This is a genomic window from Burkholderia sp. IT-111MI5, assembly GCF_949752865.1.
GTDB classification, from domain to species: domain Bacteria; phylum Pseudomonadota; class Gammaproteobacteria; order Burkholderiales; family Burkholderiaceae; genus Burkholderia; species Burkholderia pyrrocinia_C.
Genome location: NZ_CATKIF010000044.1, coordinates 41,626 through 52,938, shown reverse-complemented (window position 1 = coordinate 52,938; position 11,313 = coordinate 41,626). Strand labels below are relative to the sequence as shown.

Sequence of the window (11,313 nt, the reverse complement as noted above, 5' to 3'; positions counted from 1 at the left end):
TTCGGCAGATTTCCAACATGAGCGACAACACGCTTGCGAAGAGCTTCGAGCCCCATACCATCGAGTCCCAATGGGGGCCGGAGTGGGAAAAACGCGGCTATGCCGCCCCGGCGTTCGATCCGTCCCGCCCCGATTTCGCGATCCAGTTGCCGCCGCCGAACGTGACGGGCACGCTGCACATGGGCCATGCGTTCAACCAGACGATCATGGACGGCCTCGCCCGCTATCACCGGATGCTCGGCGAGAACACGCTGTGGGTGCCCGGCACCGACCACGCGGGGATCGCCACCCAGATCGTCGTCGAGCGCCAGCTCGACGCGCAGGGCGTGTCGCGCCACGACCTCGGCCGCGAGAAGTTCGTCGAGCGCGTGTGGGAATGGAAGCAGCAGTCCGGTTCGACGATCACGGGCCAGGTGCGCCGCCTCGGCGCATCGACCGACTGGTCGCGCGAATACTTCACGATGGACGACAAGATGTCGGCCGCCGTGCGCGACGTGTTCGTCACGCTCCATGAACAGGGCCTGATCTACCGCGGCAAGCGCCTCGTCAACTGGGATCCGGTGCTGCTCACCGCGGTGTCGGATCTCGAAGTCGCGAGCGAAGAGGAAAACGGCCACCTGTGGCACATCCGCTACCCGCTCGTCGACGGCTCGGGCACGCTGACCGTCGCGACCACCCGCCCCGAGACGATGCTCGGCGACGTCGCGCTGATGGTTCATCCGGAAGACGAGCGCTACGCACACCTGATCGGCAAGCTCGTCACGCTGCCGCTGACCGGCCGCGAGATCCCGGTGATCGCCGACGACTACGTCGACCGCGAGTTCGGCACGGGCGTCGTGAAGGTCACGCCCGCGCACGACTTCAACGACTACCAGGTCGGCCTGCGCCACAACCTCGCGCCGATCGAGATCCTGACGCTCGACGCGAAGATCAACGACAACGGCCCCGAGCAGTATCGCGGCCTCGACCGCTTCGACGCGCGCAAGGCGATCGTCGCCGATCTCGACGCGCTGGGTTTCCTCGACTCCGTGAAGCCGCACAAGCTGATGGTGCCGCGCGGCGACCGCACGGGCGTCGTGATCGAGCCGATGCTGACCGACCAGTGGTTCGTCGCGATGACGAAGCCGGCACCGGAAGGCACGTTCAATCCCGGCAAGTCGATCACCGAAACGTCGCTCGACGTCGTGCGCAACGGCCAGATCAAGTTCGTCCCGGAAAACTGGACGACCACCTACTACCAGTGGCTCGAGAACATCCAGGACTGGTGCATCTCGCGCCAGCTGTGGTGGGGCCACCAGATTCCCGCGTGGTACGGCGAGAACGGCGAGGTGTTCGTCGCGCGCAGCGAGGAAGACGCGCGCGCGAAGGCCGCCGCGCAGGGCTACACGGGTGCACTGAAGCGCGACGAAGACGTGCTCGACACGTGGTTCTCGTCGGCGCTGGTGCCGTTCTCGTCGCTCGGCTGGCCGAACGAGACGCCTGAACTGAAGCACTTCCTGCCGTCGTCGGTGCTCGTCACGGGCTTCGACATCATCTTCTTCTGGGTCGCCCGGATGGTGATGATGACCACGCACTTCACCGGCAAGGTGCCGTTCCACACCGTCTACGTGCACGGCCTCGTGCGCGACGCGGAAGGCCAGAAGATGTCGAAGAGCAAGGGCAATACGCTCGACCCGATCGACATCGTCGACGGCATCGATCTCGAGACGCTGGTCGCGAAGCGCACGACGGGCCTGATGAATCCGAAGCAGGCCGCGACGATCGAGAAGAAGACGCGCAAGGAATTCCCGGACGGCATTCCCGCGTTCGGCACCGACGCGCTGCGCTTCACGATGGCGTCGATGGCGACGCTCGGCCGCAACGTGAACTTCGACCTCGCGCGCTGCGAAGGCTATCGCAACTTCTGCAACAAGCTGTGGAACGCGACGCGCTTCGTGCTGATGAACTGCGAAGGCCACGACTGCGGCGCCGACAAGCCGGAAGTCTGCGGCGCGGGCGACTGCGGCCCCGGCGGCTACCTCGACTTCTCGGCGGCCGACCGCTGGATCGTGTCGCTGCTGCAGCGTACCGAGGCCGACATCGCGAAGGGCTTTGCCGACTACCGCTTCGACAACGTCGCGACCAGCATCTACAAGTTCGTGTGGGACGAGTACTGCGACTGGTATCTCGAACTCGCGAAGGTGCAGATCCAGAACGGCACGCCGGAACAGCAGCGCGCCACGCGCCGCACGCTGCTGCGCGTGCTCGAGACGGTGCTGCGTCTCGCGCACCCGGTCATCCCGTTCATCACCGAAGCGCTCTGGCAGAAGGTCGCGCCGCTCGCGGGCCGCTATCCGCAAGGCAAGGCCGAGGGCGAAGCGTCGCTGATGACGCAGGCGTATCCGGTTGCCAACCTGCAGAAGATCGACGAGGCGTCCGAGCAGTGGGCGGCGGACCTGAAGGCGATCGTCGACGCATGCCGCAACCTGCGCGGCGAGATGAACCTGTCGCCGGCGACGAAGGTGCCGCTGCTCGCGGCCGGCGATGCCGAGCGCCTGCGCTCGTTCGCGCCGTACGTCCAGGCGCTCGCGCGCCTGTCGGAAGTGCAGATCCTCGCGGACGAAGCGACGCTCGACAAGGAAGCGCACGGCGCGCCGATCGCGATCGTCGGCCCGAACAAGCTGGTGCTGAAGGTGGAAATCGACGTCGCGGCCGAACGCGAGCGCCTGTCGAAGGAAATCGCGCGCCTGACGGGCGAAATCGCGAAGTGCAACGCGAAGCTCGGCAACGAGGCATTCGTCGCGAAAGCGCCGCCGGCCGTGGTCGAACAGGAGCAGAAGCGCGTCGCCGAATTCCAGAGCACGCTCGAGAAACTGCGTGCGCAGCTCGATCGGTTGCCTGCGTAACAAACCGTAAGGCCGTTTGCGTTCACTATAATGCGGACGTGAACATACATCGTCTGACAAGTCGATTACAGGAATAAAGGTTCGATCATGTTGAAAGTCACCAAGGCGGTATTCCCCGTTGCCGGCCTCGGCACGCGGTTCCTGCCGGCAACGAAGGCGAGCCCGAAGGAAATGCTGCCGGTCGTCGACAAGCCGCTGATCCAGTACGCAGTCGAGGAAGCGATCGCCGCGGGCATCACCGAGATGATTTTCGTCACCGGGCGCAGCAAGCGCGCGATCGAGGATCATTTCGACAAGTCGTACGAGGTCGAAGCCGAGCTCGAGGCGCGCGGCAAGGAAAAGCTGCTCGAGCTCGTGCGCAGCATCAAGCCGAGCCATGTCGACTGCTTCTACGTGCGTCAGCCGGAAGCGCTCGGCCTCGGCCATGCGGTGCTGTGCGCGGAGAAGCTCGTGGCCGACAACCCGTTCGCGGTGATCCTCGCGGACGACCTGCTCGACGGCAACCCGCCCGTGATGAAGCAGATGGTCGACGTGTTCGACCACTATCACAGCTCGGTGATCGGCGTCGAAGAGATCCCGCCGTCGGAGACGAAGTCGTACGGGATCGTCGACGGCAAGGAATGGGAAGAGTCGATCGTCAAGATGTCGGCGATCGTCGAGAAGCCCGCGCCGGAAGTCGCGCCGTCGAACCTCGGCGTGGTCGGCCGCTACATCCTGAAGCCGCGGATCTTCGAACACCTGCGCGCGCTGAAGCCGGGCGCGGGCGGCGAACTGCAGCTCACCGACGCGATCCAGGCGCTGCTCGCCGACGAACAGGTGCTGGCCTACAAGTACCAGGGCACGCGCTACGACTGCGGCAGCAAGCTCGGCTACCTGAAGGCGACGGTCGAATTCGCGCTGCGCCATCCGGAAGTCGGCGCGGAATTCGACGAATACCTGCGCACGCGCGGCGGCGCGCAACCGGCCGCCTGAGCGCGGCAAGGGCTCGCCCCGGCGGGCCCGCCCTCACCTCACCGGTCGGCGCTCAGCGCGCTTCGGCCGGCTTCACCGAGACGACGCCCGGCATCCCGCCCGCGTCGTCTTTTTTCGTCTTCACGAGCCAGCCGCCGCCATCGCCGAACGGCACCTTCGCGAGCGCGCTCTTCACGAGCGCCGGCGCGGCCTGCTGCGTGCCCGGTTCGCGATCGCGCAGCGCGGCCGTCACGCGATAGACGTCGGCGCCCGATTTCGCATCGACGAAACGCAGCGTCAGCACGTGGCGATACACGCCACCCGCGAACGGCAGCGCGAACGGCGACGGCCCGTCCACCGTCACGCACGCGCTGCTCGCGGCGCCGCACTGGTCGGCGATGGCCGCGACCGCCGCCGGCTGCGTCGCATAGGCGATCGACAGCCGGTAGCGCGCGTCCTTGAGCGGCTGCGCGTCGAAGCCGCGGCGCGCGAGTTCGTCGCGCACGAGCGCCTCGACCTGCCGGTATTCGGCATCGTCGGCCTGCGCGGCCGTCCGGACGAAATCGTAGCCGTGCGCGCCGGCTGCAAATGCATTCGGCTGCCCGACCGCACTCACGCCGCTCGTCACGCCGGCGCAACCCGTCAACAACGACGCCGCCAGCGCGGTCGCTGCCCATTCCTTTCTCATGGCTTTCCCCAGTCCTGCCGTCGCGCCCGGCCCTGTCAGGCGGACGGCTCGTCGATCGCGGGCAGCGACACCGTCACCGCGGTGCCGACGCCCACTTCGCTGTCGACCGACACGCTGCCCCCATGGCGCGTGACGACCGTCTTCACGAATGCCATGCCGAGCCCGGAACCCGGGATCTCGGGCCGCTCGCCGGCATGGAATCGCTTGAAACGCTCGAACAGATGCCGCTGATCTTCCGGCGCAATGCCGTACCCCTGATCGCGAATCGTACAGAACATCCGCTTCGACGCGTGCTCGACCGTCAGCGTACACGTGATCACGGTGTCGGACGGACTGTATTTGACTGCGTTGTTCAGCAGGTTCACGAACGCGCGCGTGATCAGCGAGCGGTCCGCGCGCACCCAGCACATGTCGGTGCCGACCTCGGTGTCGATGCGGATGTGCTTCGCCTGCGCCTGCGGCCATACCTCGTCGCTTGCATCGATCAGCACGTCGACGAGGCTCGTCACTTCGAGCTGGTACGCCTGCGACTCCGCGCGCGCCAGCTGCACGAACTCGTCGGCAAGCGACAGCGCGCGGTGCGCGTAGCGCTCGACCCGCGCGAGCAGCCCGCGCATCGCATCGGTCTCGACGCGGTCGCGCTCGATCTCGACGAGCGCGAGGATCGAAGCCTGCGGCGAGCGCATGTCGTGCGACAGCAGGTGCAGCGCTTCCTCGCGATGCCGCTCGGCCGCGTGCAGTTCGGTCACGTCGACGAGGCCGGCAATCCAGCCCGTCACGCGGCCCTGCGCATTCGTGCAGGCGGCGTAGCGTAACAGATGGTCGAGCCCGTCGCGGTCGCGCACCTCGATGCCGCGCGCCATCGCGTCGTGCTCGGCCTCGAGCGTCGGGTCGAGCGCGGCCGGCCAGTGCTCGCGGATCGCCGCATCGTGTTCGGCGTTGCCGTCGACGGTCTTCATGAACGTCAGCTCGCCGAGCGCGGTGCGCAGCGGCCGCCCTTCCGGCAGCGGCAGCGCGAGCCGCGACCCGTAGCGCTTCGCCGCATGGTTCGCGATCAGCACGGTGCCGGCCAGGTCGGTCACGAAGATCGGCTCGGGCATGCTGTCGAGGCTGTCCCACACGAAGCGCTTCATGTCCTGCACGCGCTGCGCGGCTTGCGCCATCAGCGCCATCTGGCGCTCGAGCACGTCGCCGCCGACGCTGCGCGTGCGCGGCGCCTCGGGCAGCAGGTGCGGCTCGTCGGCGAGCCGCTGCAGTTCGCGGCGCAGGTACGACATCGTCATTTCGAGGCGCCGCCAGTTCCAGATCGGGTAGACGGCGATCAGCCCGAAGATCGCCGGCGCCGGCGACAGCCAGATGCGCGCCTCGAACAGCAGCGCCATGCTCGCGACGACGGCGAGCGCGGCGAGGCTCAGCGTCAGCAGCAGCGCGCGCCACGGCGACAGCATCAGGAAGCCGCCCAGCAGCGCGGCGAGCGGCAGCAGCGACGCGGCGAACAGCCCCGCGCGCGATGCCGGCGAGATCGCGCTGCCGGTCGCCAGCATGTCGAGCACGTTGGCGTGGATATACACGCCGGCGAGCGGGCCGAAATCGCCGGATACGGGCGTCGCGAAGCGGTCGTACAGCCCGGAAGCGGTCACGCCGACGACGACGATCTTGCCGCGCAGCGCGTCGGGCTTCACGCGCCCTTCGAGCACGTCGTCGAACGACAGCGTCGGATACTCGGGCGTGTTGCGGCTGAACGGAATCAGGTAGCGGCCCTCGCCGGCCGCGTCGCGCGACAGGTCGTGCGCGTTCGCGCCCGGCGCGCCGCCGGCCGGATGCAGCCGGCCGGCCTGGATCGCGCGGTACACGGGCACCATCAGTTGCGGCCAGCGCACGCGGCCGTCGCTTTCGAACAGCGCGACGCTGCGCACGATGCCGTCGCGATCGACTTCGAGATTGATGTGACCGAGCCCCGTCGCGCGCGCCGCGAGCGTGGCCACCGGCGGATCGACGGTACGCGTGCCGTCCGCCTGCTCGGGGCTCAGCAGCACCGGCAGGAAGGTCGGCACGTGGCTCATCGCGTCCGCGAACGCGCGATCCTCCGGCGACGGTTCGGTAAACAGCACGTCGTAGACGACGGCGGCCGGCTGCGCGCGCGCCAGCGTGTCGAGCAGCCGCGCATGCACGTCGCGCGGCCACGGCCAGCGGCCGAGCGCCGATACGCTCTGGTTGTCGATGTCGACGACGACCACGTCGGGCGACAGCGGCAGGCTGCGCAGCATCAGCAGCCGGTCGTAGATCAGCCCGTCGACGCTCGACGACAGGCGGCCGAGCGCACACGCGAGGATCACCGCGATCCCGAGGCAGCCGATCGCGATCCATTCGATCAGGAAGCGGCGGCCGAGGTGCCGCCGTGGGGAAACGGAGCCGGGTTTCATGCGCCGCGGGTCAGCGCGACAGCGTGAACGCGCTGACCGGACTGGTCTTCTCGTAGAACTTGCCGCCTTCGAACTCCTCGACGGTCACCGCCCAGAAATAATCGCCCGGCGGCAGGTGCGCGACGGTGATCTGGCGCGCATGCAGGCCGACCTGGTCGACGACCGGCGCGCTCAGGTCCTTCGAGCGCGACAGCACGAACCGGTAGCGCGCGTCCTTGCCCGAACCGTTCGGCGACCAGCGGAACTCGTAGCCATCCGCACCGGGCGACGCGCTCGCGTCGAGCCCCATCACGCGACGCTCGAACGCATAGGTGCGCGGCAGCCCCTCGAGGCCGTTGGCATCGATCGCGGCGATCCGCACGAAGTAGTTCCCGTTCGGTACGTCGCGGAAGACCGCGCGCGGCGAATCGGTGCGCGTTTCGCGGAACAGGTCCAGCAGCCCCGCATCGTGCGCGAGCTGCACGCGGTACGCATGCGCGTTCGCCTGCGGCACGACGTCGAACGCGACGTCGGGTTCGTCCTGCACCTTGTCGGGATGCGCGAGCGCCGGCGCGGCCGGCAGCGCGACGGGCGCGCCGACCGCACCGGACGACGTCGCGACGCTGCCGAAGTTCGCATGCACGAGCGTCGGCTTGGCCGATTGCCGGCCGCCCGCGACGCCGACGGTGCCGTCGAGCACTTCGACGCGCGTCGACGCATTGCCGGCCGCGTCGTAGTTCACGCGAAAGCGCGTGCCGCGCACGCCGGCCACGACCGACGGCGAGCGGATCTGGAAGCGGTCGTCGCGTTTCTTCAGATGAGTGACTTCGCTGTCGACCGAGCCGCGCGTGAGTTCGAACTGGCGATCGAGCGCGCCGGTCAGCACGGTGCGGCGCAGCGCCTTCAGGTCGAGCTGGCTGTCGGGCGGCAGGCTCATGTGCGTGCCGTCGGCGAGTTCGAGCGTTACGAAGCCATTCGCACCCGTGCGCACGCGGTCGCCCTCGACGAGCGTCGTATCGTTCGCCAGCGGCGCGTACGCGTCGCCGGACGCGCGCTCGGCCGTGCCCTGCACCGCGACGACGCGCGCGGTCAGCTTTTCCTTGCGCAGGCGCGCGACCGGCAGCTTCAGCGCGATGCCGGGCTGCAGGTGCTTCGGCGCGGGCACGCCGTTGATCTGCTGGAGCAGTTGCCAGTCGTCCGCGCCCTGCAGGTAGCGCGCGGCGACGTCGTACAGCGTGTCGCCCGCCTGCGTGCGGTAGACGACCATCTTGCCCGCCGCAGCGGGCGGCTGCGCGGCCGCATGCTGCGCGGCGACTGCAAACGTGACCGCGCAGGCCGTGCGCAGCGCCATCGTGCGCAGGTTTGCCGTACGCTGCGAGATTCCCGCGGTCACTCCGGTTCTCCCTGGCCGACCCGCTCGAGCCGGTAGCCGTAGCCGTAGATCGGCGCGAGGCGATAGCCGTTTTCGGGCCGCAGGCCGAGCTTGGTGCGCAGCATCGAGATGTGCGTATCCATCGTGCGCGACGGGATGTCGGTCGCCTGCTTCCACACGAGATCGAGAATGTGTGCGCGCGACAGCGGCCGGTCGAGATGCTGGAACAGCAGCAGCGCGAGTTCGAATTCCTTCTGCGTCAGGCTCACGGGCTTGTCGCCGACGTAGGCCTGCTTCAGGTTCACGTCGAAACGGAATTGATCGAATTCGCGAACGGTCGCCTCGGCGTTGACCGGATACGCGCGGCGCAGCAGAGAGCCGATGCGCGCGCGCAGGATCGGGCCCGACACGGGCTTGACCACGTAGTCGTCGGCGCCGGCGTTGAGGATCTGCGTGATCCCCGCCTCGTCGTCGCGGCTCGTCATGAAGATGATCGGCAGGCTGTGCTCGGTCTGGTTGGCGCGCACCCACTTGAGCACTTCCTCGCCGGACATGTCGGGCACGTTCCAGTCGAGCACCAGCAGATCGAACGTTTCGCGCTGCAGACGCTTCTTCAGGGCCTTGCCTTCCTTGAACGCGTAGCACGTATGGCCAACGGCCGTCAGCGTTTGACTGACGAAATCCGTCTGGGCCGGATCGTCATCCAGTACAGCAATTCTCATAGCACCCCGCAAATCGAAATCGATTCGTCCAGTTCAGCTCCCCGCACCCACCTCGCAGCGCAACGCGCGCGGCTTCCTTCCGGATACGGGCCGGCGAGCCGTCGTTCGCCGCTCGCGCCACCTGCGCAAACCGGCGACCCCGGCTAAATATCTCAAAAACGGGGCGCGGACGAACCGGCGATTTCATCATAGTAGTATGAAATTCGCCAAGAAATTGCGCGGACTACCGTTCTTTCTTCGAATAATCCTTCCTGTCGCGCAATCTGACGCCTAATCGGCGCCCGCCACCGTTTCGGTGAAATCGTCGGTCGACAAGCGTTGCACCAGCGGTTGCGACAGCGCCGGTTGCGCAAGCATCCGCTGCAACTGCCCGCGCACGCGCTCCCACGCGCTGGCCGCGTAGTCCGGCTGGCCCGCCGCCCATGCCTGCGCCAGATCGAACACGCGTTCGATCGTCGCACCGCAGTAGGTCAGGCCCGAGCCGTCGTCCTGTGCGGCATCGCGCAGCCGTTCGTCGAGCCACTCGGCCAGCCACGGCATCTCGGCCGCGGCCGAATCCGCGTAGGCCTCCAGCGCGGCACGCGCGTGGCGATCCTGCTGCGGATCGAGCTCGATACGGCTCAATTCCGACGCACGCTCGGGCGCAATGCATTCCGCTCCGGACGGACTTCGAAGGGTCCCTGGTCTGAAGGACATGTCCTCTCCCCGTTGTACGACGGCAGCGTCAGGCATGGCCCCCGTGCCCGCCATACGACGTACCGCGGCCGGCACCTCCGCTGGGAGCGGACGACCGGCCGGGTCAGTATACGCAGCCAGTCACGAAGCGAGGTTTAAGAATTGTCAGAGGCTCGACCGGCCGGCGCCGGGCGTTGCCGGCCCGCGCACCGCGAGCGGACGCCGCGGCCGGGCGCGCGATGCGGGCCGTCAGCGGCGGCGCATCAGGAACACGAAGGTCTTGTCCTGCGTCGTCGATTCGACGATCTCGTTGCCCGTCTGCTTCGCGAACGCGGCGAAATCGCGCTGCGAGCCGGGATCGGTCGCGAGCACCTTGAGGATCTGCCCGCTTTCCATATCGGCAAGCGCTTTCTTGGCACGCAGGATCGGCAACGGGCAATTGAGCCCGCGCGCGTCCACTTCCTTGTGAATCTGCATCGGCTGTCGACCTTCGAATGTCACGCCACACGAGGCGCTGGAGGAAGCCGCGATTTTACCGCAGCGCCGCCCTGCCCGCCCGGGCAGCCCGCGGCCCGGCGCCGCGGGCACCGGCGTCACGTGCCGGAGAAGCCGCCCGCGAGCCGTTCGCGCAGGTGCCGCACGAGCGCGCGCACCGCGCTCGGCACGACCGGGCTGTACGGGCGGATCGCGAAGACGTGGTCGCCGAACGCGCCCGACGGCCGCCAGCCGTCGAGCAGCGCGACGAGCCGGCCGGCGTCGAGATCGCGCCGCGCGCTGAAATCGGGCAGCAGCGCGATGCCGAGCCCGCCGAGCGCGGCCTCGCGCATCGCCTCGCTGTTGTTCGCCGCGAAGCTGCCGCGCACCGGCACGCTCACGCGCTGGCGCCGCCGGCCGTCCGGCTCGAAGCTCCATGCGGCCGGTTCGTTGTCGCGCAGGTAACACAGGCAGCTGTGGTCGACGAGTTCGCTCGGGTGCCGCGGCGCGCCGCGCGCGTCGAGGTAGTCGCGGCTCGCGACGAGCAGCGAGCGCGTGTCGCACAGCTTCCACGCGACGTGGGTCTGCGGCGCAGTGGTCGTATGGCGGATCGCGAGGTCGAAGCCTTCCTGCGTCAGTGAATGCAGCCGGTCCGACAGGTCGAGCTCGATGTGCACGCCCGGATGCTGCCGCAGGAAATCGGGCAGGTGCGGCACGACCTGCTGGCGCCCGAGCGCGACCGGCGCCGTCACGCGCAGCAGGCCGCGCGGCTCGCCGGCCAGGTCCTTCACGCGCGCGAAATGCTGCCCGATCGACTCGAACGCGTCGCGCGTGCTGTCGACGAGCGTCTGGCCCGCATCGGTGAGCCGCACGCTGCGCGTCGTGCGGCGCACGAGCGGCACGCCGGCCGCCTTTTCGAGATCGGCGATGCGCTGGCTCATCGCGGCCTTGCTGATGCCGAGCCGCTGCGCGGCGGCCGTGAAACTGCCGGCCGCGGCCAGTACCGTCAGCGAATGGATATGCGGCCAGAGCGCCTGGACATTTTGCTGATTCATCCGTCGATTATTCAGAATTCTGAACAGTGAATCAAGTTTCGCGGCCTTCTCCCGCCCCGCAGGTTTCCCTAGACTAGGTTCCGTTCCCC

At 68.2% G+C, this 11,313-nt stretch carries 9 protein-coding genes; 2 read left to right on the top strand and 7 right to left on the bottom strand.

Annotated elements, in window-relative coordinates:
* The first annotated feature begins 17 nt into the window (after window positions 1–17).
* On the top strand, window positions 18–2,885 hold the full coding sequence (locus ACM6JT_RS24905; RefSeq protein WP_217590429.1) for a valine--tRNA ligase: 2,868 nt from the start codon (window positions 18–20) through the stop codon (window positions 2,883–2,885).
* Between the two features lie 87 nt (window positions 2,886–2,972).
* On the top strand, window positions 2,973–3,857 hold the full coding sequence (galU, locus tag ACM6JT_RS24900; protein WP_034183387.1) for a UTP--glucose-1-phosphate uridylyltransferase GalU: 885 nt from the start codon (window positions 2,973–2,975) through the stop codon (window positions 3,855–3,857).
* A 52-nt stretch (window positions 3,858–3,909) separates the two neighbouring features.
* On the opposite strand, the gene ACM6JT_RS24895 is transcribed toward galU, so the two are convergent.
* The 7 genes from ACM6JT_RS24895 to ACM6JT_RS24865 form a co-directional block, all read right to left on the bottom strand.
* A complete protein-coding gene (locus ACM6JT_RS24895) occupies window positions 3,910–4,524 on the bottom strand; it encodes a DUF4136 domain-containing protein (RefSeq protein ID WP_034183386.1) in 615 nt (204 codons plus the stop codon).
* Window positions 4,525–4,559: 35 nt separating this feature from the next.
* Window positions 4,560–6,947, bottom strand: a complete 2,388-nt coding sequence (locus ACM6JT_RS24890) for a CHASE2 domain-containing protein (RefSeq protein ID WP_414857526.1) — start codon at window positions 6,945–6,947, stop codon at window positions 4,560–4,562.
* 10 nt (window positions 6,948–6,957) lie between these two features.
* Window positions 6,958–8,319 (bottom strand): FecR domain-containing protein, encoded by a 1,362-nt coding sequence (locus ACM6JT_RS24885; protein ID WP_414857525.1) that lies wholly within the window; start codon window positions 8,317–8,319, stop codon window positions 6,958–6,960.
* Window positions 8,316–9,020 carry a response regulator transcription factor gene (locus ACM6JT_RS24880; protein WP_034183383.1) on the bottom strand — a complete coding sequence of 235 codons (705 nt, stop codon included), beginning with the start codon at window positions 9,018–9,020 and terminating at the stop codon, window positions 8,316–8,318. The genes ACM6JT_RS24885 and ACM6JT_RS24880 overlap by 4 nt, the downstream gene beginning before the upstream one ends.
* A gap of 270 nt (window positions 9,021–9,290) precedes the next feature.
* Entirely contained in the window at window positions 9,291–9,716 is a 426-nt protein-coding gene (locus ACM6JT_RS24875) for a peptidase (RefSeq protein ID WP_105390692.1), read from the bottom strand.
* Window positions 9,717–9,944: 228 nt separating this feature from the next.
* Window positions 9,945–10,172, bottom strand: coding sequence for a sulfurtransferase TusA family protein (locus ACM6JT_RS24870; protein ID WP_006402122.1), 228 nt, complete (start codon window positions 10,170–10,172; stop codon window positions 9,945–9,947).
* Window positions 10,173–10,288: 116 nt separating this feature from the next.
* Complete coding sequence (locus tag ACM6JT_RS24865; protein ID WP_414857524.1) at window positions 10,289–11,224, bottom strand: LysR substrate-binding domain-containing protein; 936 nt, start codon at window positions 11,222–11,224, stop codon at window positions 10,289–10,291.
* Window positions 11,225–11,313 lie beyond the last annotated feature (89 nt).

Coding starts and splice junctions, on each gene's coding strand:
- ACM6JT_RS24905 (WP_217590429.1), top strand. CDS start 18: ATGAGCGACAACACGCTTGCGAAGAGCTTCGAGCCCCATACCATCGAG.
- galU (WP_034183387.1), top strand. CDS start 2,973: ATGTTGAAAGTCACCAAGGCGGTATTCCCCGTTGCCGGCCTCGGCACG.
- ACM6JT_RS24895 (WP_034183386.1), bottom strand. CDS start 4,524: ATGAGAAAGGAATGGGCAGCGACCGCGCTGGCGGCGTCGTTGTTGACG.
- ACM6JT_RS24890 (WP_414857526.1), bottom strand. CDS start 6,947: ATGAAACCCGGCTCCGTTTCCCCACGGCGGCACCTCGGCCGCCGCTTC.
- ACM6JT_RS24880 (WP_034183383.1), bottom strand. CDS start 9,020: ATGAGAATTGCTGTACTGGATGACGATCCGGCCCAGACGGATTTCGTC.
- ACM6JT_RS24875 (WP_105390692.1), bottom strand. CDS start 9,716: ATGTCCTTCAGACCAGGGACCCTTCGAAGTCCGTCCGGAGCGGAATGC.
- ACM6JT_RS24870 (WP_006402122.1), bottom strand. CDS start 10,172: ATGCAGATTCACAAGGAAGTGGACGCGCGCGGGCTCAATTGCCCGTTG.
- ACM6JT_RS24865 (WP_414857524.1), bottom strand. CDS start 11,224: ATGAATCAGCAAAATGTCCAGGCGCTCTGGCCGCATATCCATTCGCTG.